The 23,031-nt window shown below is 63.8% G+C and carries 21 protein-coding genes and 1 tRNA gene; 10 read left to right on the top strand and 12 right to left on the bottom strand.

The features are described from left to right. Positions 1 to 84: 84 nt before the first annotated feature. On the bottom strand, positions 85 to 1,671 hold the full coding sequence (locus ACQR3T_RS15490; protein ID WP_428694012.1) for a GMC family oxidoreductase: 1,587 nt from the start codon (positions 1,669 to 1,671) through the stop codon (positions 85 to 87). Positions 1,672 to 1,705: 34 nt separating this feature from the next. Beyond that, on the bottom strand, positions 1,706 to 3,430 hold the full coding sequence (locus ACQR3T_RS15495) for an aldehyde dehydrogenase family protein (protein WP_428694400.1): 1,725 nt from the start codon (positions 3,428 to 3,430) through the stop codon (positions 1,706 to 1,708). Between the two features lie 190 nt (positions 3,431 to 3,620). On the opposite strand from ACQR3T_RS15495, the gene ACQR3T_RS15500 reads away from it, so the two are divergent. Continuing rightward, entirely contained in the window at positions 3,621 to 4,799 is a 1,179-nt protein-coding gene (locus tag ACQR3T_RS15500) for a PucR family transcriptional regulator (RefSeq protein ID WP_428694013.1), read from the top strand. A 4-nt stretch (positions 4,800 to 4,803) separates the two neighbouring features. Here the strand turns inward: ACQR3T_RS15500 and ACQR3T_RS15505 are convergent, their stop codons facing one another. From ACQR3T_RS15505 to ACQR3T_RS15530, 6 genes are all read right to left on the bottom strand, one after another. After that, positions 4,804 to 5,763, bottom strand: a complete 960-nt coding sequence (locus tag ACQR3T_RS15505) for an esterase/lipase family protein (protein WP_428694014.1) — start codon at positions 5,761 to 5,763, stop codon at positions 4,804 to 4,806. Between the two features lie 179 nt (positions 5,764 to 5,942). After that, positions 5,943 to 6,794: a glycoside hydrolase family 16 protein gene (locus ACQR3T_RS15510; protein ID WP_428694015.1), complete on the bottom strand. Its 852-nt coding sequence runs from the start codon at positions 6,792 to 6,794 to the stop codon at positions 5,943 to 5,945. A gap of 269 nt (positions 6,795 to 7,063) precedes the next feature. Further along, a tRNA-Gly gene (locus ACQR3T_RS15515) sits at positions 7,064 to 7,137 on the bottom strand. 32 nt (positions 7,138 to 7,169) lie between these two features. Then, positions 7,170 to 8,951 (bottom strand): putative bifunctional diguanylate cyclase/phosphodiesterase, encoded by a 1,782-nt coding sequence (locus tag ACQR3T_RS15520; protein WP_428694016.1) that lies wholly within the window; start codon positions 8,949 to 8,951, stop codon positions 7,170 to 7,172. 117 nt (positions 8,952 to 9,068) lie between these two features. Next, positions 9,069 to 11,180 carry an Rv1355c family protein gene (locus ACQR3T_RS15525; RefSeq protein WP_428694017.1) on the bottom strand — a complete coding sequence of 704 codons (2,112 nt, stop codon included), beginning with the start codon at positions 11,178 to 11,180 and terminating at the stop codon, positions 9,069 to 9,071. Beyond that, the gene (locus tag ACQR3T_RS15530) at positions 11,177 to 11,890 is read right to left on the bottom strand and encodes a hypothetical protein (protein ID WP_428694018.1); all 714 of its coding nucleotides are present in this window, start codon (positions 11,888 to 11,890) and stop codon (positions 11,177 to 11,179) included. Before ACQR3T_RS15530 ends, ACQR3T_RS15525 begins: the two co-directional genes overlap by 4 nt. Positions 11,891 to 12,030: 140 nt before the next feature. Here ACQR3T_RS15530 and dcd point away from each other — a divergent pair, with 140 nt between their 5' ends. The 7 genes from dcd (at position 12,031) to ACQR3T_RS15565 (ending at position 19,665) form a co-directional block, all read left to right on the top strand. Further along, positions 12,031 to 12,609 (top strand): dCTP deaminase, encoded by a 579-nt coding sequence (dcd, locus tag ACQR3T_RS15535; RefSeq protein WP_094618922.1) that lies wholly within the window; start codon positions 12,031 to 12,033, stop codon positions 12,607 to 12,609. A gap of 165 nt (positions 12,610 to 12,774) precedes the next feature. Further along, the gene (locus ACQR3T_RS15540; protein WP_428694019.1) at positions 12,775 to 14,325 is read left to right on the top strand and encodes an Hsp70 family protein; all 1,551 of its coding nucleotides are present in this window, start codon (positions 12,775 to 12,777) and stop codon (positions 14,323 to 14,325) included. 54 nt (positions 14,326 to 14,379) lie between these two features. Then, positions 14,380 to 15,822 carry a CHAD domain-containing protein gene (locus ACQR3T_RS15545; protein ID WP_428694020.1) on the top strand — a complete coding sequence of 481 codons (1,443 nt, stop codon included), beginning with the start codon at positions 14,380 to 14,382 and terminating at the stop codon, positions 15,820 to 15,822. Positions 15,823 to 15,906: 84 nt separating this feature from the next. After that, on the top strand, positions 15,907 to 16,953 hold the full coding sequence (locus ACQR3T_RS15550) for a hypothetical protein (protein ID WP_428694021.1): 1,047 nt from the start codon (positions 15,907 to 15,909) through the stop codon (positions 16,951 to 16,953). Positions 16,954 to 17,103: 150 nt separating this feature from the next. Beyond that, positions 17,104 to 17,391: an ANTAR domain-containing protein gene (locus tag ACQR3T_RS15555; RefSeq protein WP_032377596.1), complete on the top strand. Its 288-nt coding sequence runs from the start codon at positions 17,104 to 17,106 to the stop codon at positions 17,389 to 17,391. 139 nt (positions 17,392 to 17,530) lie between these two features. Further along, positions 17,531 to 18,499, top strand: a complete 969-nt coding sequence (locus ACQR3T_RS15560; RefSeq protein WP_037173203.1) for an Hsp70 family protein — start codon at positions 17,531 to 17,533, stop codon at positions 18,497 to 18,499. Between the two features lie 50 nt (positions 18,500 to 18,549). After that, the gene (locus ACQR3T_RS15565; RefSeq protein WP_080730506.1) at positions 18,550 to 19,665 is read left to right on the top strand and encodes a fused (3R)-hydroxyacyl-ACP dehydratase subunits HadA/HadB; all 1,116 of its coding nucleotides are present in this window, start codon (positions 18,550 to 18,552) and stop codon (positions 19,663 to 19,665) included. 177 nt (positions 19,666 to 19,842) lie between these two features. On the opposite strand, the gene ACQR3T_RS15570 is transcribed toward ACQR3T_RS15565, so the two are convergent. Together ACQR3T_RS15570 and ACQR3T_RS15575 are read right to left on the bottom strand one after the other, a co-directional pair. Then, the gene (locus tag ACQR3T_RS15570) at positions 19,843 to 20,238 is read right to left on the bottom strand and encodes a VOC family protein (RefSeq protein WP_428694022.1); all 396 of its coding nucleotides are present in this window, start codon (positions 20,236 to 20,238) and stop codon (positions 19,843 to 19,845) included. Then, positions 20,235 to 20,789, bottom strand: a complete 555-nt coding sequence (locus ACQR3T_RS15575) for a CGNR zinc finger domain-containing protein (protein WP_428694023.1) — start codon at positions 20,787 to 20,789, stop codon at positions 20,235 to 20,237. The genes ACQR3T_RS15570 and ACQR3T_RS15575 overlap by 4 nt, the downstream gene beginning before the upstream one ends. Before the next feature lie 52 nt (positions 20,790 to 20,841). Between ACQR3T_RS15575 and ACQR3T_RS15580 the strand changes: the two genes are divergently transcribed. Both ACQR3T_RS15580 and ACQR3T_RS15585 read left to right on the top strand, forming a co-directional pair. Next, a complete protein-coding gene (locus tag ACQR3T_RS15580; protein ID WP_428694024.1) occupies positions 20,842 to 21,432 on the top strand; it encodes a LysE family translocator in 591 nt (196 codons plus the stop codon). Between the two features lie 53 nt (positions 21,433 to 21,485). Then, positions 21,486 to 21,932 carry a hypothetical protein gene (locus tag ACQR3T_RS15585; protein WP_428694025.1) on the top strand — a complete coding sequence of 149 codons (447 nt, stop codon included), beginning with the start codon at positions 21,486 to 21,488 and terminating at the stop codon, positions 21,930 to 21,932. Here the strand turns inward: ACQR3T_RS15585 and ACQR3T_RS15590 are convergent. Then, positions 21,927 to 22,466, bottom strand: a complete 540-nt coding sequence (locus ACQR3T_RS15590; protein WP_428694026.1) for a hypothetical protein — start codon at positions 22,464 to 22,466, stop codon at positions 21,927 to 21,929. The genes ACQR3T_RS15585 and ACQR3T_RS15590 overlap by 6 nt on opposite strands. Positions 22,467 to 22,470: 4 nt before the next feature. After that, positions 22,471 to 22,938, bottom strand: a complete 468-nt coding sequence (locus tag ACQR3T_RS15595; protein ID WP_428694027.1) for a winged helix-turn-helix transcriptional regulator — start codon at positions 22,936 to 22,938, stop codon at positions 22,471 to 22,473. Positions 22,939 to 23,031 lie beyond the last annotated feature (93 nt).

Genomic DNA, 23,031 nt, shown 5'->3' on the forward strand with positions numbered 1-23,031 from the left:
TCGATCCCTGCTGGGAGCGTGACAACCTGTTACCCGACAAACCGGACCGTCAAACCGGAAAGGTTCCTGATGTTCGGTGCGGACTCAGCGAAGTATCAAATCCGCTGCCCGTTCTCCGATCACCACCGACGGCGCATGGGTGTGCCCGCGAATGATGCTGGGCATGATCGACGCATCGGCCACGCGAAGGCGGTCGACTCCCCTTACCCGGAGCTCGGAATCGACGACACTGTCGGCGTCGTTACCCATCCGGGCGGTGCCCACGGGGTGGTACAGAGTGTGCGCATTCTGCTCGAGGGCTTCGGTGAGCAGGTCCGCCGGGGAGATGTTCGACGCCACCCTGGGGCGGAGGATGTCGCCGAGCTCGCCCTTCAGCGAGGGGGTTTCCGAAATCGCGACGCAGGCCCGTAGCCCTTCGATCATGGCGCGGCGGTCGAGTCCGCCGGGGTCGCTGAGATAGCGCGGCTCCACGATGGGCTTCGCCAAGGGGTCGGCAGAGCGCAGGGTGATCTCGCCGTGGCTCTCGGGTTTGACGAGTACCGCGCCGATGACGGCGGCGTGTGAGTCCTGGCCGACGAGTCCCTCGTCGAAGAACGGTGCCGGTCCGAAGATGAGTTCGACGTCGGGCAGGGCAAGGTCTTCTCGGCTCTTGATGAATCCGTACGCCTCGGCGACGTTGGAGGTGAGCATGCCGCGTCGGCGCGTGAGGTAGTTGACCAGCTCGGGGATCTTCTCGGCATGGAAGAGGGAGTCTCGTTCGGTTTTCCAGCCGATGAGGGCGGCCAAGTGGTCGAGGAGATTCTGTCCGACGCCCGGTGAGTGATGCTGAACGGCGATGCCGTGCGATTTCAGTTGTTCCTGGTCGCCGATGCCCGAGAGCATGAGCAGCTGTGGGGTGTTGATCGCTCCACCGGAGAGGATCACTTCCTTGTGTGCGCGCACGGTGTGTGTCTCGCCGCCGGAGATGTATTCGACGCCCACGGCCGCAGTGCCCTCGAACAGCACGCGAGTGGCGTGTGCCTCGGTGAGGATGGTGAGGTTCCTGCGCTTCTTCGCCGGTCGCAGGTATCCATCCGCGGTGCTCCACCGTGCTCCGCGCTTCTGGTTGACCATCGTGCGGGTGAAGCCCTTGGGCTCGGGCAGGTTGGCGGTTTCCAGCGGATAGCCCGCTTCTTCGACGCCGTCGAGGAACGACGACGTCAGGTCGCGAGGGCTGCGCTGGTGCGAGACGATGAGTGGGCCGTCGGTGCCCGCGTCGAGTGCTGTTGTGCCCTCGATGTTCTCGATCTTGCGGAAGTATCCGACGAGGTTACGGAACGACCAGGAGTCGTCGGAGACTGCCGCCCACTCGTCGTAGTCGGCGGCGAATCCGCGCACCCACATCATGGCGTTCATCGACGACGAGCCACCGAGCATCTTGCCGCGCGGCCAGTAGATGCTGCGATCTCGGAGCTCCGGCTGCGGTTCGGTCAGGTAATCCCAATCGACCTCGCTACGAAAGAGTTTGGAGAACGCAGCCGGGATGTGGGCGAACTTGTTCTTGTCCTCGGGACCTGCTTCGAGCAGTATCACCTCGTTGCGAGGGTCGGCGCTGAGGCGATTGGCCACCACTGCGCCTGCGGAACCTGCGCCCACCACGATGTAGTCGGCAGTCTTGTGCTGTGAGCTCATCTTTGTCCTTGAAGTCGTGGTGGGCGCAGGGGTGTCAGCCGCGCAGGGCGGAGGCGAATATCGCGGGCAGTTTGGCCCAGGACGGTGCACCGGCGAATGCAGTGAGCAATTTGCCGGTCGATGCTGCGGTCTTGTTGGTGACGAACCACGGCGGCTTCGGGGAGATGGAGAGTTCCCCGTTGATCAGTGAACGCGACAGGGGACGGAAGGGGCCACGGACCACTGTTCTTTCGGCCCCGTCGATCAGCAATGCGTTGTGCACGATGCCGATTCCACTCTGCACGTCGTCGACGGTGTGACCTGGGTAGGCACCCCAGGTGGCCGATGCGGTGAGGAAACCGAGTGCTGTCCATGCGTTCACGGCGATGGTGCCGTACCGCAGTTCGGCGAGCATGGTGTCGAACTTCTCGCCGAGTCCCTTGATGGTGGCAGGGGAGCCGATGATGTTGATACCGAGGGTGCCGGTGAATTCCTCGTTCGCGGCCTGGACGGCCTTGGCTGCGAATGCTGCACCGCTGTAGGGCAATTCGATGACACCCATAACCGGAGCGAAGTATTCGGTTTGCAGCAGGGGTGCGTATTCACCGGGGTTCAGATCGGTGATGAGCACGCGGCCCCCACCGTCGCCGAGTCGTTCCGCGGCCGGGTAGGTGGCGGTGGCGTCGGATACCCTCTTGTCGCTGCCCGGGTAGTAGGGAGTGCGTGCCGGTGCGCGATCGAGTGCCGCGCGCAGAGCAGCGATGAATTCGTCGCGCTGCTTCCATTCGGAGGACAGCACGACGACCTGCGATGCGACACAGTTGTACCCACTGTTGTGCAGTCGTTGGGTGGCAACGTGTTCGGCCTGGAACAAGATGTCGGCGCGGCTCCACTCACCTGGCAGCACGATGGTGGGCGAGACGCCGCCGAGCTCGCTGGAGATGTCCTTGGTGAGAATCGGGTCGTTCGCGGCCTTGCGGGCGGCTCCGTCGTTGCCCGTGCCGAACACGATCGCGTCGTGGGTGAGGGAGCTTCCGGTCATGTGAACGTGGTCGACGAGATCGTGCCGAACCAGGTAGGTGCCCACATCGGCACCGCCGGTGAGCAGGCGAAGTGCGCCGATGTCGACGAGGGGTGCGAGCACCTTCTCGAACACCGGTAGCAATGGATCCATGATGGGGTTCAGCTTGAGTGCGACCACCCGGTTGAACGCGAGCAGTTCGTACAGGGCGTCGAGCGGGGCGATCGAGGTGATGTTGCCTGCTCCGAGTACCACTCCGATGCCTGCGGTGTGCGCCGGATCGAGTTGGGCGAGCCCCGCGGTGCGCTGTGCAGTCGCACGATCGATTCCGGGCTTCAGCCATACCTCGCCGGTGAACCCGTTGAGTAGCAGGCGGTCGAAGATGTTGAGCGGCAGCACCGACACGGTCGTCCGCCCGCCGGGCGCCGTCCCGAACTTCACATCGGCCAGCGGACTGGTGCCCGCTTCCAGCGCCGTGAGCGTGTGGGAGAGGGCACCGAGCGCACCGAGGAAGGAGTAGGGGCCGGACAGCCATTCCTCACCGACGAGGCTGGACGAGCTGTCGAGGCCCTTGATCGCCGAGGCCGCGGTCACCCATTCCTGGGCGTGAGTGGAGGTCAGCGCGTGCATGCGTTCGAGCAGTGCCCGCCGATCGGCCAGGGTGAGTTGTCCCCAGTTCTTCTCACCCTGAGACAGATCGGTGAGAGCGGCATCGACGGCTGGCTGGGAGTCGGAGCCAGTGGTCGGGACGGGATGCAGGTACGGGGTGGCTTCGCTGGTCAACTTCTCGGCTCCAGATCGTTGTTCGGATACACGGCTTCGAGTGTGATTGTCGTCGCATTCGTGGCGCGGACGCTATGGGCCACCGCTGTCAATCGAGTCCTACCGTTTGTGCCGTCGCACAGTTCGGGTGTGGCGTGGCTTACATGGGTGCGGTTAGAGTTCTGTCATGACCGCGACCGAATTGGATCTGCATCCGTCACCGACCGATCTGGCCGCGACGATGCTCGACGGCGTCGATGATCTGGCGAGCGAACTGGTGCGTCGAATTCTCGGGGCCGAGCATGCATACCTCGAATCGACGCTGCTCACGCCCGAGCAGCTGCACGAGGCGGCGCGGAGCAATCTGGCGTCGATGCTGGGCAAGCTGTCAGGTCGCGCGCCCATGCAGCTCGAGTCGGCACAGGCCGCAGGCCGACTCAAGGCCGAGCAGGGGGTACCGCTGGCTGCACTGCTGCACGCGTTCCGGCTCGGCGGCAGGTTGGTCTGGGACGAGTTGATGCTGCGCTCGGACGGCCGGGCGAGTCACGCACTTCTCGACATGGCAGCACAGGTGTGGGCTCTGGTCGACGTGTATTCCGACGAGGCCGCGGAGGCCTATCGGCAGAGCGCAGACATGCGTGCCCGCGAGAGTGCCGAGGCCCGTGGCCGACTCATTCGGGTTCTCTTCGCCGATCACACGGCGAATCCGTCCGCGGCTGCCGACGCGCTGCGAGCATTTCGCATTCCCGACCACGGTTACTTCGTGGTGGTCTCGCAGGAGCCGCTGACCACGGCGGTGGGGGTCGACGGGTTGATCGCGCGACTTCGTTCGACGGGCGCCGAGTCCGTGTGGGATGCGGAAGTGGACGGAAGCGTCGGGTTGATGTGCGCGGCAACCGAATCGGAGATCGACTCTGCGTTGGTGACGCTGAGTGAATTGTGTGCGGGGCGGGTAGGGGTGAGTTCGGTCTTTCGGTCCCCGTCGGGTATCGGTGACGCCGTGGTTCAAGCGCGGTTGGCGAGATCCTGTTGCACTGCCGAGTCGACGCCGATTCGATACGACTCGGTACCGGTGCCGCTGTTGTTGGTCCGCGATCCGAAGTCGGGTCGCATCGCCTCGCGTCAGATCCTCGGCGATCTACTGGCGTTGCCGCGCGACGAGCGGCAGAGTCTGCTGGCCACACTCGACGCGTGGTTCTCGTGCGGTGGATCCACCAAGGGTGCCGCCGAATCGCTGCACTATCACCGCAATACGGTGTTGTATCGGCTACGTCGAATTGCCGAGCTGACCGGCCGCGATTTTCGTGATCCCGTTCAGGCCGCAGAACTGTACGTCGGACTCAGAGCGCATCAACTGCTCACCTGAGACGTCAATTGCTGGCCAGGACGACGTCGAGGATTCCGGATCCCAGGGGTACCGGGACGCACGTCGGTGGGCGTGCGTTCGCCGGATCCAGTGCATTGAGCGCCAAGCGCAGTGCCGTGGGATCGTAGGTGAACGTGAAGTGCGCTACCTCGGTGTCGGGGCACACGTCCTGCACCACGATGTTCTGGGCTCCGGGATCCCGAAGTAGCGCATTGGTGTACGGCTGAATCACTTCGTCGACTCTGGTTGCGATGGACGTGTACTCGACGCCGGGCACGGTGTCGCCGCCTGCATTGAGGCGATCGAGAAAGTCGGATCCGGCCATCAGTTGCGCCAGCCCGGGTCCGAATTCGCCTGCCACCAGACTGGTTGCACCGGGCACAGCCTGCACGACGGGGGTGGCTCCGTACATGGTGCCGCCGTAGGTCGGGGATGCAATTCCCACCCAGCGACGCACCATGGCGTTACCGCCGAGCCGATTGACGAAGTACCGTGCCACCGCCGCACCCTGTGAGTAACCGACCACATCGACCGCTGCAGCCCCGGTCGCGTCCAGGATGGACTGGGCCATCGATTTCAGTTGTGCCGCACTGTCTTCGATGGCACCGTAGCCGTTGCTCGTGCCGTCAGGAGATGCACCGTAGTTGATGGCGAACACGCAGAATCCGGCTGCTCGGAGTATCGGGGAGAAGGCGGCCCAATCGGAGTACGCAGTGGAGTCGGTGCCGTGCACCAGGACGACGGGGTCGGGGTGCTCTGCGGTGGGTGTGCAGCTCATGTCGTTGGACCCGGGTGGGGCGGCGTCACGGTTGGTTGCCGCGTAGCGGATGGCCTCGGCATGATCGGGTTGCTCGGGCGCAGCCGCAATGGGCATCAATGGAGTTGCTTGTGCAGTCGGTGCAGCGATGGCGACAGCGGCAGCGGCGATGACGAGGGTGATCAGACTCTGGCGTGGTCCGCGCATGTACAGACGGTATTCCTGAATTTGTGAGATGTCCCTACGACCAACGCGTTCGACCGGTAAAAGTCCTAAGAATTGTTCTGCTACAAAGAACCGAGCAAAAAGAGGAGACATGATCGACGCGCGACGAGGGGCCCAGCCGGTGTGGCTGGGCCCCTCGATCGATCAAGCTTATCTGCAGGTCAGAGACGGCTCACGCGGAGCCAGTCGACGCTCATGGTCTGCGGGTACGGCGTGCTCGTGGGTGTCTTGCCGACCCAGTTGTTGCCCACTGCCACGTTGAGCAGGATGTAATGCGGCCAGGCACCCGAGAATGCCTTCCAGTTGCCGCCTTTCGCCTCGTACTGAGCCTTGGTCAGTGAATATCTCGCAACTCCGTCGACGAACCAGGTGATACTGGTCGGTAGCCAGTCGATTCGGTAGGTGTGAAACCCGTTTCCGACGGGACCCATTCCTCCGCCTGTTTTCACGTCCTGGCTCGAATTCCTTTTCGAGGGACCATGCAGATTGAACGAAGGCCCGTTCAATCCGGGAATTTCGACCGCATCTATCTCGCCTTGACTGGGCCACGAATACTCACCACCGGGCTGAAGTCCCAGTGTCCAGAATGCAGGCAACAAACCCTGCGCGCTCGGCATCTTGATCGACGCCTCGATGCGTACCGGTGGGGTCGCCGACTGCTTCCCCATGCTGACCACTCGAGCGCTGGTGAAGTTGTTCGGTGCCCCTTTGCCGTCCGGCGGGGTTTCGCGACGCGCGGTGATGTTCAAAGTTCCATTGAACTGGTTCGCGTTGTTCCAAGAGTTCGTATAATACTGCTGCTCACCAGAACTCGCACCCCACCGGCCGGTTTGGAAGCCCCACTTGGAGGGGTCCGGTCCGCCGTAGCCGTTGAATTGATCTTCCCACAGGAGGGTTCCTGCTCCGCCTTGGGTTCTCGGGGGCGCAGCGAGCGCGGGGGCTGCGGTGGCCGACGAGACGGCAACGGCCAATGTCGTCAGGGTGACCGCAGCAAGGGTCGATAGTGAACGCATGAGGGGATTCCTGTCAGGTCAGATGTCGTGTGAAAGAACGTCGACATCCGATTTCTAGCACGCCGAAGAAGGCGGAAGAAGATTCTTTTGAAATGCAGGAATTCTTGCGAATACAATGAATGAATTCGCATACGCTATCGGTCTTTTGCGAGGGTACCGACCGATCGACCCGTTGGTCGGTTTGTTTCAGGAGTGAATGTAGTGACTCAGGATGGTCGGTGAGTTCAGGGATGCTCACGAGTCGGAGGGGAAGCCGAGGGGTCGGTCCGTGGAGCCGGTGACGGGAATCGAACCCGCCTCTCAACCTTGGGAAGGTCGCGTTCTACCAATGAACTACACCGGCGTGGTGTTGCGCTGTTCAGGTTAGCAGGGCACTCAGACGTCGATTCGCACACCGTGCAGCAGGATCAGGGCGTCTGCGGCGGCTACCGGTTTGGAGAAGAGGTATCCCTGCGCGCGCGTGCAGCCCAGTTCGATGAGGGTGTTTCTGGCGCTCTGCGTTTCGACGCCTTCGGCGATGATGCTGAGCCCGAACGCGTCGGCCAGTCCGATGATGGACTGGACGATGGCGAGGTCGCCGGTGGTTCCGTTGCCGAGCTCGGTGACGAAGGCGCGATCGATCTTGAGTGCGTCGACGGGCAATTCCTTCAAGTGCGACAGTGAGCTGTATCCGGTACCGAAATCGTCGATCGCTACTTGCACACCGAGTTCACGAAGTTCACGGAGCGTCACGCGAGTGCGTGAAAGATCCTGTACCACTGCTACTTCGGTGATCTCCAGGCAGAGGTTGGGGCCTGCTATCGAGAACTCTTCCAGTGCTCTGGCGACGGCACCGACGAAACCGTTGGTGACGAGTTGGACAGGCGATATGTTCACGCGCATCGAGATGTCGAGCTCGGGGATGTCCCGCTGCCAGTCGGCCAGGGTGCGGCAGGCGTGGTCGAGAACCCAGCGACCGAGTTCGCCGGCGAGGTTCGTCTCCTCGGCGACCGGGATGAACGCGGACGGGGGTAGCAGTCCACGGGTGGGGTGCTGCCATCGAACCAATGCTTCGACTGCGGTGATCCGTCCCGAGACGAGGTCCACCTCGGGCTGAAAATGCAGGATCAACGAGTCGCCTGCGATGGCGTCGCGCAGGTGGATCTCGACGTCGTTGCGTAGTTCGGAATCGGCATGCATTTCGTCGGTGAACAGAGCGATGTCATGACCGCCTGCACGTTTGGCAACCAATGCTGCTCGATCTGCCTGTCGCAGCAACGATTCCGCGGTGTGCCGGCCGGGTTGGCCGAAGGCGATGCCGATACTCGCGCTGCGGCTTATACGTTCGACACCGAGGGTGACGGGTGCGTTCATGGCGTCGGCGATGAGTTCGGCGTGGTGTTTCGCGACGCGGGCCGAGCACGGTCCGGCGAGTACGACGACAAATTCGTCGCCGCCCAGACGCGCGGCGATGCCGGCCGAATCGCCGACGAAGCTCTGCAGTCGGTTGGCGATGGTTTGGAGGAAGTGGTCTCCAGCGAGATGCCCGAGAAAGTCGTTCAGTGCTTTGAGTCGATCGAGGTCGATGTGCATCACCGCGACGGGACCGGGCATGGACGGGTCGAGTCGTTCGCGGAGGTGCTGCGCGAGGGCCGTGCGGTTCGGCAGTGAGGTCAAGTGGTCGTGCAGGGCCGCGAATCGCAGTTGTTCCTCGGCGATCACTCGTGCTTGTAGTTGGGAGAGCAGCGCCGCAATTGCTTTGAGAGCGTTGAGTTCTATCTCGGACCAGGAGCGGTCGCCGATCTTGATCAGGCCGAGGATGCCGATGGTTCGTTCCGCGTGCAACAGCGGCACCACGGCCATCGACGTCGCGGAGAATCCCGATCCCTGCTCGACGCGTCGGCGATAGCCATCCTGTTGCTGGTCCGGCCGAAACACTGCCGGTTCGGTCAGTGTTTCGGCCAGTGCGAACACCGAATCGGCGTCTTCGAATTTCACGACTGCCAACGGATCCGGATCGGGCCTACTCAGTCGTCGGGGCCATTCCGCGCTGAGCACAGTGGCTCTGGCCTCGAAATCGTTGTGCCTGAGGAAACCGAAGTCGATGCCGAGGTGGTCCACGAGTCGCCGCAGCACGGATTCGTACGCCTCGTGCACCGTCGCCGCATCGACTCCCATGAGTTCGGTTGCGACTCCGGTGACGAGAACCTCGAGCGTCTGTGTGTGCGCCAGTGCCCCGCTCCCGCCTCTTCCCAGACACAGTGCAGGACTGTTCCCCCTGGTCTTTGCCGGACTCTACCCCGATCCGAGAGCCGAAACAGGCACTCTGCGACTGTATATCCTGCTTTTCGGGGCGCAACTGAGCCGCAACACCAGCGCCACCGATTCGATGTCGGTGATGTCGAGGAGTGCGCGAAACCTCGAGTTCAACTCCTGCAAGGCTTCTCCGCGATGCATCGACAGCTGCTGATGTTCTTCCGGGGTGCGTGCGTACAGGAACGCGGGGGAAACCGGCTGTACGGCCAGACCGTGCAAATGCGCAGTTACCCAAACGTTCTCCGTTGCATATCCTCCCCGAATGTAATGGTCTGCGGTCGATCCGGGTACGACGATCACCACGATCGCCGAGCTCGACAGCACCCGATCACGCATGTCGGACCCCAACGCCGCGCCGGCGTCCCAGGTATCGACGAGCGCCATGACGTCCGGCCGCTTGACGATCTCGAGCTTGGACAGATCCGCGTCGTCGATCCCCAGGCTCGATACCTCGATGCCTCGGTCCGGATCGGGATCTCCCGGCCATCTCAACTCGGAGAACATCTCTCGGTGCAGATGTGGTGTGAGATACCGAATACGGTCGGCGTCGGCGAGGATGTCCGCAGCATCGGAAATGGATTCGCGTGTCGTCAGCAGCACGGCTCGCCCACCTTCCGCCGCGGCCGCAGAAACGACGTCTGCTGCAACGCTCGCGTCGAGAGGCTCGGCGGTGCCCAACTCCCGGTTGGTGCAGCGTCCGACTACGCCGTCGAGGAGGCGTCGATCGGTGATCGGTTCGGGGTCACGGTCACTCAACGAGATCTCGACTCCCTGGTCGGTGATGAGCTCACCGTCGAATCTGCCCTGAGCGGCGGCGGCCACGCGAGCGTTGAAGGCCGCGGCACCCACTGCTACACAGCTGCCGCGGAAAGCGATGTCGAGTGTCGAGGTGCGGGATCGGTCGATGCCTATCGTCACCGTGCGTCCGTCGGTCGACAGCGTCCACGGCTGACTGTTGCCGCCGGACGGTGCGCGTCGGGCAGCGTCGAGAACGGCTTCGTCGGGATCGACGGAGCTCGTCGGCGAACCGTCTGCACCCTCGTCCGGGGACAGTTCCTCCTTCCGAGTCGGATGCGGAGAGGCGAGCGCATCGAGATGAGTGTCGAGGTCGATCCGGATTCGTCCGGACGGCAGGTGGGCTCCGGTGCCGAAGCGTCGAACAGCGGCCGCGACGGTGGCACCACCGAGCTGGACGTCTCCGCCCAGCTGCGGCCACGTCTCGATCGTCTCGCTCACCTCCACCATCGAGGCGGCCATGCGCGCCGAGAGGAGCGCGGCGTCCAGCTGGTCGAGCACGATCGGAATCTTGTCCCGGGTGCCCAGACCCCGCAGGCCCGTCGAGTCGATCTCTCCTAGTACGCCGTGGAACACCGGGCGCTCGGGTTCGAGGTCGAAGCGTTCGACGTCGAGCAATCCACGGTCGGATGTCTCCATCAACACCGGGATACGGCGCGATCTGGCTGCTTCGCGGGCGAGGACCTTGACGTCGAGTGAGTCGCATTCCTCGACGAGCAGGTCCAGTCCGTCGAAGAACCCGTCGATGGTGTCCTCCGTGATTCCGTCCTCGACTATTTCTATCCGCAGATACGGATCGATCTCCGCAATGCGTCTCGCCGCGACGACCGCTTTGTTGATACCGAGATCGAGGATGGATGCCGGAATTCTGTTGAGATTGGAGAGCTCGATGGCGTCGAAGTCTGCCAGGCGCAGCGTTCCGCAGATTCCTTCGAGTGCCAATGTGTGGGCAATGGCGTGCCCGACGCTGAGGCCGATAATTCCGATGGTGAGATCTCCCAATGAATTCTGTTCGGAACGGGTTATCTTGTTCCGGTTTCTGTCGAGTCTCAGGTGTCGAAATGCCGCGGGTCCGAGAACCGCGACCACCGTCTTTCTCCACGGGAAGTACACCCACCGGTCGTTCTCTTCGAGAAGGCTCTGCTCAGGGCTGGGAAGGAGAGTATGCAAGCCTTTTCTCTGCGTCTCTCGCTCGTCGAGAAATGTCAGGCTCGTATCCTGTTCGAGTTCCGTCAGGGCGGCGCGCTGTGCGGCATCCGTCTTGTCGAATATCACAGGCTGCCATACCTCGCTCATGATGCCACTGCTTCCGGAAGTTCGATGGACGGTCGACGGTGGGCGAGCAAGGTGACTGTGTTGCGACGCATCCGCCGCCAGGTGGACAGCTCGGCGTCGAACGCGAGAGTTCTCCTGTCCCACCAGAACACCTCTGTTCGGTATCGCTCGTCGGGATAGGGGATCGGTTCGATCTGGGTGGCGATGATCGCGCCGGTGTCGAGCCATGCGCTGCGGACATGGGAGGCGGCGGTGGCCAGTGCGTACCGCGCGCCGAGCAGCGCGGTGCTGTACGCGGGCGATTCCGCGATCACTGCCGTGACGGCGCGGCCGCGGTGTGCGTCCCGCGCGACCCATGCCGACTTCAGTTCGACCACCCCGTGCGCGATGCGCTCGTCGAGCATGGCGTGAACGCGGCGGCGGCCGGTGGGGTGTCCGGCGAATTCGACGAGTGCGTGCGATTGATCCACCGAGGAATATGGGCCTTGCACGCGAACCCCGCCGACCATCACCTCGGCGTGATCGAGTGCTGCGAAGAACAGGGTGGTGGTTTCACCGTCTCGAATGGTCGACATTTCGAGCGCAGAAGCAACACCGTGTCTCATATAACTTTCTTCTGCGCCGTCGAGGAATTGTTCCCACAGCACCGGATTGTTTCCGGGTGTTGCGGCGACAATGCGGCATCGAGATCGATCGTCCTGGTACGACGGAACGTCGAATGGAATTCTCATTTCACTCTTCCTGATAGGAGTTGCCCGAGTGTGAAAGTTGGTGCCGCTCGATTGTCCGGATTTTCTTTTGCCCAGCTACTCGCCCTGACCGGGGCTCGGGTGTGTCGCGAGAGGCAGTAGTGGACCAGTAGCCTGCAGAGGTGCTGCTCTCCGACCGTGACATCCGTGCCGAAGTGACCCTCGGCAACCTGGCCATCGAGCCGTTCGACCCGTCGATGGTTCAGCCGTCGAGCGTCGATGTACGGCTCGACAAGCTGTTTCGTGTGTTCAACAACACGCGCTACACGCACATCGATCCGGCCATGCAGCAGGACGAATTGACGACGCTGGTCGAGCCCGAGGCCGGCGAACCCTTCGTTCTGCACCCGGGCGAGTTCGTGCTCGGCTCCACCCTGGAACTGACGACGCTGCCGGACTATCTGGCCGGTCGACTCGAAGGTAAGAGCTCACTCGGACGGCTCGGTCTGCTCACTCATTCGACGGCAGGGTTCATCGACCCGGGCTTCAGCGGCCACATCACACTGGAGTTGTCCAACGTCGCCAATCTTCCGATCACGCTGTGGCCGGGAATGAAGATCGGGCAGCTGTGCCTCTTCCGGCTGTCGTCGCCGGCCGAGAACCCCTACGGCAGCGCCGCCGTCGGGTCGAAGTACCAGGGCCAGCGCGGTCCCACCCCGTCCAAGGCGTACCTGAACTTCAATCAGTCGAGCGTGGACTGACCCCCGAGTTTGTTTTCGGCCGGCGAAACATGACGAATGGCCGGTTGTAGCGGTACTCTGGTGACCTAACGTGGGTTGGGGCCTACCAGAACGAGGTTTCTTGTGTCCGCGGTTGTCGGTGCGTCTGTACTCGGTGCATCACTGGGGTCGAGCGGTGTTCGCAGCGTGATCAGCAGCAACACTCCTCCCGGTTCCGTCCTGGAAGTACACGAACCAGTGGCGTCAGGGCCGGCACCCAACGGTCTTGCGCCCGATCCCTGGGATGCCGTCATCGCCTCGGTGCACAATCTGGCAGCCGAGCATGCGTCCGCTGACTTCTACCCGGTGCTCGCGCTTCGCGAAAGCGACCCCAGAACGGCCTTCGGCCAGGATTTCTCCGACGACGTTGTGCTCGTCTCGGAGCTCGGTGCGCAGTTGGGTGCGCTCCGGGAAACGGGTGTGCTGGCCGGGGAAAGCTGCGTCGCGCTGTTCGACGTCGGTGCGTCCGGCACGTCGGTATCCGTGGTGGATGTCCACAGCGGCCGGGTACTCGCCGCGTCTCGGACCGACGAATTGGGTGGTGACGCCTGCGATCGTGTCCTGTGCGATCACCTCATCGCAACGTTCGGGGCAGCGGAGGCACTGACGGTCGAGGCCCGGCGTCGGCTCGTCCACGACGTTCGAGTCGGTAAACACCAACTGTCGCTCTTGCGCAGCGTCTCGGTTCTCGGACCTTTCGTCGGCGGTCGTGCGACATTGTGGCGCGGCACTCTCGACGAGCTCATCGGCGACTCGGTGCACCGAGCCGTCTCGATGGCAGTCGATGTGCTCGACGCCGTCGGTGCGCAAGGCATCCGCGTCGACGCCGTCGTCGCGGTGGGTGGCGGTGCCAACATGCAGATCGTCCGACAGGTCTTGCTCGACGCGGTCTCGATGCCGGTGTTCGTTCCCGAAGAACCGGAACTGTTGGCGGCCCGCGGTGCTGCAGGGATTGCTCGGACGGTAGGCGTGCGGCCTGCGCCGATTGAGCACGACGCCATCACCGAGCAATTCGCGGCCGTCGGTGGTGAGTCCGCCGATCGCGAGGTGGCCGCAGTTGTCCCGGTGGGTGCGGTGGTCTCCAAACGCCCGCGCCACAGCGACACCTCCTCAAAGCGGATGACCAGAGCCAACAAGTCCCGGCATCTCGGACGCGCAGTCGCCGCACTGGTTGCGGTCTGTGCGGCCGGGACCGTCGTCGCCGCAGCGGCACGGACCAGCACCGACGATCCGGCCCCGTCGGTCGGCAGCTCGCAGGATTCGTCGCAGACGGTCCGCTCCCAGTCCGTGGAGCCTGCATCGGCCGGTTCCCCTGCAGATCCGGATCGGTCATCGGTGCCGCTCGCGACCACGACGACGTCGATGTCCCCGTCCGGGGACGCCTCCTCCCCGGCGCCCACGACATCCTCGTCGGACGCATCCACGACCTCCGATGCGGCACGAGCAACCGCGCCGCGGCGAACAACGGCCTCGACCGGTGCGACTCCCGATGACGACGGGTCGACGGCTCCCGTCAGGCCCACGTCGGAGCAGTCGACGGCGGCTCCGACGACGACGGCTTCACCGCCCACCACAACACAGGCTCCGGCGACCACCAGCACGCGCCCGACGACCACCAGCACGCGTCCGACGACCACCACCCGCTCGACTCGGACGTTCGATTTTCCGTTCCCGAAGCTGGACATGCCGCGAGGCTGACGGGTCTGCACTTTCCGCCGCCGTCGGACCCGGTACTCGAGGCAGGATGGTCGTATGGAGTCGATTCAGACCGAGCGCGAAGACAAGTTCGACGTCGACGCACATTTCGAGTTGCCCACTCTCGCTTCGCTGGTGCCCACCGATGGGGTTCTGGCGTCGAGTGAGACCGATCTGATCAGCGAGTACTTCGACACTGCCGGGCACGATCTGTTGCGACGGGGAATCACGCTGCGGCGGCGCACCGGAGATTCGGACAACGGCTGGCACGCGAAGGTTCCGGCCGAGAAGGCGCGAACGGAGATTCGACTTCCTCTCGGCAGCGGTGCCGACGACGTGGTGCCCGACGAGTTGGTCGACGTCCTTCGCGGTGCCGTGATGGGCGGGCAATTGTCCGCGGTCGCGACCTTGACGACGCGTCGGACGGTGCATTCGGTGTCCGACGCCGACGGGGCGGTGGTTGCGGAGATCGCCGACGACGAGGTGTCGGTGGTCTTGATCGGCGGCGCGACGGGGCCGCGGTGGCGGGAGGTCGAGGTCGAACTCGGCCCGGCCGGCTCCGAGTCGTTTCTGAAGAAGGCCGGAAAGCTGCTGCGCGGTGCGGGTGCTCGCCCGTCGGCGCATCCGTCGAAGTTGGATCGGGCGCTGTCCGTGGTGCGCGAGGTGCCGGCCGACTCCGGAGTTCGGCTGCTGACGGATTACCTCGACGAGCAGGTGCAAGCAATCGTCGCGGGTGATGTGTATCTGCGTCGCGGGTTGGACCCGATCCATTCCACCCGGGTGGCAATCAGACGGTATCGCAGCACTCTTCGGGTGTTCGGGAGTGTGTTCGAGGACGAGGCCGCAGCTCATCTGGAGGCCGAACTATCCTGGTACGCAAGCCTTCTGGGTGAGGTTCGAGACCGGCAGGTGCAGCGCGCCCGGTTCGCGGCGGCGCTGCGAGAACTGCCGTCCGAATTGGTGCTGGGGCCGGTGGCCTCGCGTATCGAGAACGATCTGTTGGCAGAGCAGATTCGGCATCGTGAAACGGCGATGGCCGAACTCGACGGCGACCGCTATCGCGCGCTGTTGACGCAGTTGTCGGCATGGTCGCGCGGGCTGCCGATCGACGGAGAGGTCAACGATCGCCTGCTGGTCAAGCTTGCACGCAAGGCAGGGAAGAAGGCGATCGATCGTACGAAGAGTGCGGTGCTCGGTACCGACGACGAGGCGTTGCACCGCGCTCGCAAGGCGTCGAAGCGAGCTCGGTATGCGGCCGAGCTGGTCGCGCCGGTGGTGGACAAGAAGGTATCGAAAGCAAACATCAAGCGTTTCAAGATGATTCAGGAAGTGCTCGGTGAGCATCAGGACGCGGTGATCGCGGCGGGCATTCTGCGGACGCTGGGTGCGCGAGCCGGGACGACGGCAGGGGAGAACGGTTTCACGTTCGGTCTGCTCTTCGAGCGCGAGCGCCGCGCGGCAGAATCGGCCCGAGACGAGGCGAGCAAGCTGGAGTTCTGATCGTGGCGTAAAACAATTGAATTCCCCGTTTTGCGTTCCGAAGGGTACTCTGAGTCGGAATTGGATTCGGGGGAGTCGACGATCATGTCCATAGCGCTCGGCGTACATGTCGGTATCGAAGAAGTGTCGGCTGTCCTGGTCGAGGCCGATCTGCCCGAACTCGGGCCAATTTCCACCCGCACTGTTTCTGTTGCCGCAGCTCCCGGCGGTGTCGGTGACGCCGTCACCACGATGCTCGGAATCATGAGGGTGCAGGCAGCCCAGAACGATCTGCACATCGTCGGTTCCGCGGTGGTCTGCGACAGCATCGCGCTCTGCGGAATCGTTCGCGCCGCCTTGGTCGCCCATGCTGTTCGCGACGTCGGGGTGGTGGATGCCGGAGATCCGCGGTTGGACGCCGAGGTTCCGTTCTCAGTCACAGCCGCACTCTTCGGTACTGCGACCGGCCCTGCCTCGTGGCGGGGCGAGCTGTCGGCGGACGAGCTCGACGCGGGCGAGGACGTCGGGGGTCCTTCCGGTGGTGATCGGACGGGCACCCCGCGCGGTGCTCGGCTGACGATGATCGGCTTGGGTATCGCAATACTGGCCGCGCTCAGCGGTGCGACGGTCTGGGCACTGGCGGCGACCGGCCCGGAGCGGAGTCCCGCGGTCGGTACCGCAGACGCCGTCGTCGTCGCCGAGACGCCGTCGTCGGCGACAGTGGTGGCCGATTCCACTGGCGCACCTCTCGGTTCGTCGACTGTTGCTCCCTCGAGTACGCAGGCCCTCGAGGCACCGACGTTCGGACCGGTGCCGGTCGGCGTGTGGAGCGAACCACCACCGGCGGGCCTTGTTCCGACTTCGGCAGCGGACGCGGCGTCGGGCACCGGTGGTTCGGGCGGCGGACAACCCGACCGAGCGATCGTCGGTGGAGGCGGCCACTCGTCCGACGCCTCCGACGGTGACGAGCCGGGCGGCGGGCGAACTCCGACCAAGGATCCGAAGCCGCAGCCCGAGCCGGAACCGGAACCCGAGCCCGAGGTTCCGGACACGAGTCCGCCCACGACCACCGAAGAGGTTCCGGTGACAACCGAGCCCACGTCCACCCCGGAGGAGCCTTCCGCGGAACCGACGGTGGAACGGATCGAGTGATCCGAAACGTGCTGTTCCCTTGTGAGCGAGCGGGTTTGATACTCGGACAAGTCCTTCTTATGACGGGTGTGTGAATTCCACTTCGACACCTGAACTTCTGCTCGAGCCTCGCTACCATCGGGTGATCGACCAGTAGACGGTGAGTATCCGATGACCGACAGTGCCGCAGTAGAAGTGGTGACCCGCACGACGATCGACAGGGCAGTGGGTGTTCTCATCGCGCTGCGTGGCTGTAGTCCCGAGGATGCGTTCGCGGAGTTGGCGGCGCACAGCTTTCGTTTCGATGTGTCTCTGGTGCAGTCGGCCCGTTCCATCGTGGCCGCGGCCCGCGGTATGGACTCGGCCAACGGTGTCGCCGGCGCGGCCATGATGTCGGCGCAGGAAGACTGGGGACCGTTGTTGGCCGACCGCCGTGATCCCTTCGATCATGTCGCCTGACGCTGTCGAATTCCGCGCGGTGGCGTGAAGAATCGGCCGAAACAAACCGGAAGTTCACATAGTTCGCTGTTTTACTGTCCAGAGGGCGGTTCGAGGGCTACTATCGGCTGGTCGGAGTAGCTATTCGAGTCGAGGGAACATGAGAACAGTCCTTGGTGTCTCGGTGGGTTCAGCCACTGCCCGAGGGGTCGCCGTCGATGCGTTCGACGAATCCGTGCGGTCGGCCCACATCGTGCACTCGTTCGACCCCGGCGACCATCTCCAGGTCGCCCTCGATCTGGTCGAGTCGATGTCGCGCGATCAGATGGTCGAGCGAGCAGACATCGTCTTGGCCGTCCCCGACGATCCCGGTGCCCGTGGCCGGACGTCGGCGTACTCCACGTACGAGGCCGATCGTCTGTTGGTCGCGTCGGAGCTCGGTGCTCAGCTGCGGTATCTGCGAGGTACAGGTCAGCTCGAGGGCGCACGTACCGTTGCGATCTGCGACATCGGGGCGTCCGGCACCACGATGTCCATCGCGGACCCGGCCACCGGCAGAGTGTTCAGTTCGGTGCGTACCACGCTGTTCGGCGGCATCGGTTGTGATGAGCAGATTTCGCGCTACTTGCTCTCTACGTTCGGAGCTCACGAGCTGACGTCCGATCGCGCGCGAGCCGACCTGATGGTCGCCATTCGCACGGCTCGGGAACAATTGTCCAGGTTGCGGGTGGCCGAGGTCGATGGCCCGTTCGTCGGTGGACCGGTCCGATTGTGGCGCAACACCTTCGACGATGTGCTCGAGCGCAGCATCGGTTCGCTCGAGGATTGGGTGGCCAGTGTCATCGTCGATGCGCCCTGTGCCGTGAACGCGTTGGTGATGGTCGGCGGCTGCGCCAACCTTCCGTCGCTTCGCCGGCTGTTTCGCCGCGATCTGATGTTGCCGGTCATCGCGCCCGCAAATCCCGAGTCACTCACTGCTCACGGCGCTGCGCTGATGGCCGTCGACGTCGTTGCGTCGCGTCAGCACCATCCGCGTGGGGCGATGAGCCGAGCCGGTGGGTTGTCTCAGCAGGGCGCCATGGTGGGCATGGTGGGCTATCGCGACGCACCGCGACACCGTTCTGCTTGAATGCCCCAGCCTGGCCAACCTGCGCCGTTGTTGGGTAGGTTGCTCGGGTAATGATGAACAGCAGGGGACGAGACGGTGGGACAACAGTGGCAGAGCAGGTAGCGGAGTCCGGCGCGGTAGCAGCCGACGAACAGGCATTCGACCCGGCGGAGCACGCGCGGAGCATGGTCGGTTATCACTACCGCACCGAGGACTACTACGAGGTGGGTCGCGAGAAGATTCGTGAGTACGCCCGCGCGGTCCAGGACTTCCACCCCGCGCACTGGGACGGCGATGCCGCGGCCGCGCTGGGGCACAGCGCTCTGGTTGCACCTCTGACATTCATGTCCTTGGTCGGCACGCTCGCGCAGAAGAAGCTCCTCGAGTCCATCGCCGAGGGCTACGACCTGAGCCAGATTCTGCAGACCGACCAGGTGCTGATCTTCCAGAAGCCCATCCTGGCCGGCGACCAGCTGACGTGCGACGTCTCGCTCGACTCCTTCAAGACGGTCATGGGCAGAGACATGATGGTCACCAAGAACGTCGTGTCCAACCAGAAGAACGAACTGGTGCAGACCACCTACACCACCCTGCTCGTCGGACGGTCCGGTGAAATCGACCCGGCCATCGCCGACGCCGCCCGCAACCTGGTGATGTTCGGCGCGTCGATGGACGCAGCAGTCGCCAACGCGAGCGAGCACGACACCCTGTCCACCCCTCAGGAGCACGAGCCGCTCATCGTCGAGGAATACCGGGGACAGCCGACGCGGACGTTCGACGAGGTGAGCGTCGGCGACGAGTTGCCCACGCGCACTGTGCGATTGACTCGCGGAGATCTGGTGAACTACGCCGGCGTCGCGGGTGATGCGAATCCGATTCACTGGGACGAGAAGTTCGCCAAGATGATCGACCTCGAGAACGTCCTGGCGCACGGCATGCTCACCATGGGCGTCGGCGGCGGATACATCAGCGAGTGGCTCGGCGATCCGGGTGCCGTCAAGGATTACACCGTTCGCTTCACCACCCCGATCCCGGTGGACACGCACAAGCCGGCCGAAATCGTCTTCAGCGGCAAGATCAAGTCGAAGGACGAGGCGACTCGAACCGCTGTGGTGTCCATCGGTGCGACATTCGAGGGCAAGCGAATCTTCGGTCACCGCGCTACGGCAACGGTGCAATTGGGCTGAGTGCCTGCCCTTTGCCGCGTATCGGCTCCCCAGTTTTGGATTTCTGACTCCGATCGGCGTCGGTTATCCGAATGTGGGGAGCTGATGTGTTGGTGTCGGGATTGACGCCCCGTTTGGGAATCCACGCCCCGTGCGGGGGGTGCGGATTCCAGCGAGGGGCGTAAATGTGCGCCAGGTTCAGGCCCCTACGAAGATGCAGAAGGGGTGGCCGGCCGGATCGGCGTAGATACGGATCGGTTCTTCCGGATCGTCGTGTAGGTCCCGCAGCAGGCGCGCGCCCAGTTCCATTGCACGCGAGTGTTCTTCGTCGAGTTCTTCCACGGTGCTCACCATGAAATCGAGGTGCGCCATCTGCGGGTGTTCGCCGTCCGGCCACGTTGCTTCGGGAAGAGCCTCGATCTGCTGGAACGTGATGCGCCACGAGCCGTCGGGTGCGTTGATGGCGAGCCAGTCCGGGTCGATCGTTTCGGCGTCGCCGGGGACGTATTCGAATCCCAGGAGTTGCCGATAGAACTCGGCGAGTTGGCGGGCGTCGGTGCAGTCGAGTACCACCTGGCGTACCGAAATGTTCATGATCCGCGCTTCTCCTTTGCGTGGTGTCGTGCCGCACGCGCGCGATTCCCGCATGCGCTGCAACACCATTGCTGATTGGGCCGATCCTGCAGAAACAGTTGACCGCATCGCGGAGCGTCGCACAAGGCCAACCGTGCGCGATCCGGCCCGTTGACTAGATCGATGACTGCGGACGCCCCACGCGCGCACAGTGATTCGATCGGATCATCGGTTCCCACAACATCTCCGACGCCACCGCCGTCGCCGAGATCGAGCCGTCGGGTCACCGGATGGCGTCGGGCAATCTCATCGATGTGTTCGACGCTTTCCCGCGGAACATCCATGTTCGACGCCACCGCCCGCAGTAGCGACAGCATGTGATCGCGCGTCACCTTGAACGTGACGATGTCGGCACCGTCGGGGATGACCTCGGGCACTCGCGCGCCTTGCAGTTCGGCCCAGTCCTGGAGGTCGGCGACCGAGTCGATCAATTCGGCGTAGATGCCGCGCTGCAACTGCACGGTGTTGACCACGTCGAGTGCGAAGTGGTCGCCGAGCCAGTTCCAATCCATAACCGGACTCTAACGGTTTACGTATCGAAAAGCATCAGATGCCGTCGAGACAATGACGGATATCCGATGGTTACCGTTCCTCGGCGTGGTGCTCCTGGCCTACGCGATACCCGGTCCTGACTTCGCGGTGGTGGCCCGAGCGGCAGCGAGCAGCCGCGCCGCGGGGTGGCGAGCGGGCCTCGGCGCGCAGACCGGACTGTGTGTGCACATGGTTGCAGCGGTGGTGGGGCTGTCGCTGCTCATCTCTCGATCGCCGACCGCGCTGAACATCATTCAGGTCCTCGGAGGTCTGTACCTGGTGTGGCTGGGCATCTCGGCGCTGCGGCAGTCGTCGTCCGAAGGCAGTGCGACGTCCGACGTGCGATGGTTTCGCATGGGACTGGTGACGAACTTGCTCAATCCCAAAGCAGTTCTGTTCTTCGTCGCGCTTCTGCCGCAGTTCGTCGATGCCGATGGGGCACTTCCCCTGCAGATCGGTCTACTCGGAATCGTCGATGTGGCAATAGGATTGGCGGTCTGGGCAGTGGTCACCGCCGCTGTGGGCCGCCTGGCCAGCGGTTCGTCGAACTCGGCGTCCTGGAGCCGAGCGATCGGGGTGTTGTTCATCGGTATCGGAGTCGCACTCGCCGTCGAGGCGGTGTGAGAGCGGTTGCGACGCACTCGTTGCCGAGGAGCCTGTGCAGGTACCGTCAGGCGGTGGGTATCGGGTATTCGAGGCAGAGGGGCTATGTCCTGGCGGCGTTGGCCGTCGCCGGCGCAGGTATCTTGGTCTTCTTCAGAAGCGCTGGCGAGCCGACGTTCCGTGGAGCGTCGTGGACGTACAGCCCAGACGGCAGCATCACTGATTTTGTCGCGTCGGACGACGCTCAGCCGTTCATGCCCGAGCCGGTACCGACCTCGACGACACGAGCGGTGGTTCGCGAATTCAACGGTGAGGAAGGCTGGGGTGTGCTCGACGCGCCCGAACTTCCTGGTGGCTGTTGGGTGTTCTACTCCAGCATCGAGGGATCGGCGTTTCGCATGCTGTACCCGGGTCAGCACGTGACGGTCGAGTACGTGGATTTGGTTGCGGAATACGGGCCCGAGGCCGAGCAGGACTGGTACCGATACCGAGCGGAACGGGTGAAGCCGCTCCCTTCATGATCGCCTGCAGCCGTCTGCGGCGCGCTGGCCAGCTGTGAAGACGGCACCGATCGCGATCGAGATGGTCAGGCATTCGATCAGGAAGACCGTGCTCGAATCGCGGAACAGTGGCGACCGAGACATCTGAGCAGCGATCGAGTCGGGATGAACCATGTCGACGCCGGCGCTCGCCGGCGGATCGACTGTGGCGACTGTCCACACGGTGATCGCAAGCAGCGCCGAGGTCGGCAACGGCCACCACGTGCAGCGGAAATTCGATGCATCGGTGTCGTTGTGGCCGAGCCGGTTTCGCGCCTGGGCGGCCGCAGCTGAGGCGCACAGTGTTACGGCGCTGATGATCAGTGAGGGGGCAAGCCAGTGTGGGCCCGTCTCCACGAACGCAATCGAGTAGCCGACGATGGTCACGCTTCCTGTTTCGCCGGGAAGGGCCGTCGCATCGAACGCTGAGAGAGGTGCGGCGAACTGCCACAGCAGTGAGAAGGCGACGGCCAGGGTCAGTCCGAGAGCTGCGCCGATCCACCGCGACTTCACCACGGGCTCAGCGTATCCGTATTCGCAACTCGTTCATCGGCAGTTCGGAACCGCGGTCGTCGGTGACCCGTACGCGCACGGGCTCGCCGTGTGAATCGACGACGTCGAGTGGCCCGTCGTCGTCTTGCAGGTACTGGTCGCCCCACTGCATGAGCCCGAGGATGACGGGCAGCAGATCCTCGCCCATCCTCGTCAGAACGTATTCGTAGCGCGTTCTGCCCTTGTCCGGTCGGTAGGGCTGTTTGACGAAGATCCCAACCTCCACCAGCTCTTTGAGGCGGGCCGCACTGCTGGCGTCGGTGATGCCGACGCGTCGGCTGAAGTCGTCGAAGCGGGTGGTTCCGTAGAAGGCCTCGCGCAGGATGAGCATGGTCGATCGCGTGCCGACCACGGACAAGGCGCGTGCAATGGAGCATCGGTCGCCGGCTGTCCAGGTGTCGAGGTCGGACAGTGGGCCGTCCATGTGGAGTGGCATGTCACGATCCTACTGGCTTTACAAAACTAAAGCCAGCTCGTACCGTGGTGTCAGCGATCCGATAGGAACGGATCGATCTGACAAGGAGCCGTC

Origin of the sequence: Rhodococcus sp. IEGM1428 (assembly GCF_050321865.1) — a bacterium.
Classification (GTDB): domain Bacteria; phylum Actinomycetota; class Actinomycetes; order Mycobacteriales; family Mycobacteriaceae; genus Rhodococcoides.

Excerpts from the sequence above, each read along its gene's own strand:
- ACQR3T_RS15550 (WP_428694021.1), top strand. The coding sequence starts at position 15,907 with ATGTCCATAGCGCTCGGCGTACATGTCGGTATCGAAGAAGTGTCGGCT.
- ACQR3T_RS15510 (WP_428694015.1), bottom strand. The coding sequence starts at position 6,794 with ATGCGTTCACTATCGACCCTTGCTGCGGTCACCCTGACGACATTGGCC.
- ACQR3T_RS15565 (WP_080730506.1), top strand. The coding sequence starts at position 18,550 with ATGATGAACAGCAGGGGACGAGACGGTGGGACAACAGTGGCAGAGCAG.
- ACQR3T_RS15500 (WP_428694013.1), top strand. The coding sequence starts at position 3,621 with ATGACCGCGACCGAATTGGATCTGCATCCGTCACCGACCGATCTGGCC.
- ACQR3T_RS15580 (WP_428694024.1), top strand. The coding sequence starts at position 20,842 with ATGACGGATATCCGATGGTTACCGTTCCTCGGCGTGGTGCTCCTGGCC.
- ACQR3T_RS15530 (WP_428694018.1), bottom strand. The coding sequence starts at position 11,890 with ATGAGAATTCCATTCGACGTTCCGTCGTACCAGGACGATCGATCTCGA.
- ACQR3T_RS15560 (WP_037173203.1), top strand. The coding sequence starts at position 17,531 with ATGAGAACAGTCCTTGGTGTCTCGGTGGGTTCAGCCACTGCCCGAGGG.
- ACQR3T_RS15525 (WP_428694017.1), bottom strand. The coding sequence starts at position 11,180 with ATGAGCGAGGTATGGCAGCCTGTGATATTCGACAAGACGGATGCCGCA.
- ACQR3T_RS15490 (WP_428694012.1), bottom strand. The coding sequence starts at position 1,671 with ATGAGCTCACAGCACAAGACTGCCGACTACATCGTGGTGGGCGCAGGT.
- ACQR3T_RS15505 (WP_428694014.1), bottom strand. The coding sequence starts at position 5,763 with ATGCGCGGACCACGCCAGAGTCTGATCACCCTCGTCATCGCCGCTGCC.
- ACQR3T_RS15595 (WP_428694027.1), bottom strand. The coding sequence starts at position 22,938 with ATGCCACTCCACATGGACGGCCCACTGTCCGACCTCGACACCTGGACA.
- ACQR3T_RS15575 (WP_428694023.1), bottom strand. The coding sequence starts at position 20,789 with ATGGATTGGAACTGGCTCGGCGACCACTTCGCACTCGACGTGGTCAAC.
- ACQR3T_RS15555 (WP_032377596.1), top strand. The coding sequence starts at position 17,104 with ATGACCGACAGTGCCGCAGTAGAAGTGGTGACCCGCACGACGATCGAC.
- ACQR3T_RS15570 (WP_428694022.1), bottom strand. The coding sequence starts at position 20,238 with ATGAACATTTCGGTACGCCAGGTGGTACTCGACTGCACCGACGCCCGC.
- ACQR3T_RS15520 (WP_428694016.1), bottom strand. The coding sequence starts at position 8,951 with ATGGGAGTCGATGCGGCGACGGTGCACGAGGCGTACGAATCCGTGCTG.
- ACQR3T_RS15545 (WP_428694020.1), top strand. The coding sequence starts at position 14,380 with ATGGAGTCGATTCAGACCGAGCGCGAAGACAAGTTCGACGTCGACGCA.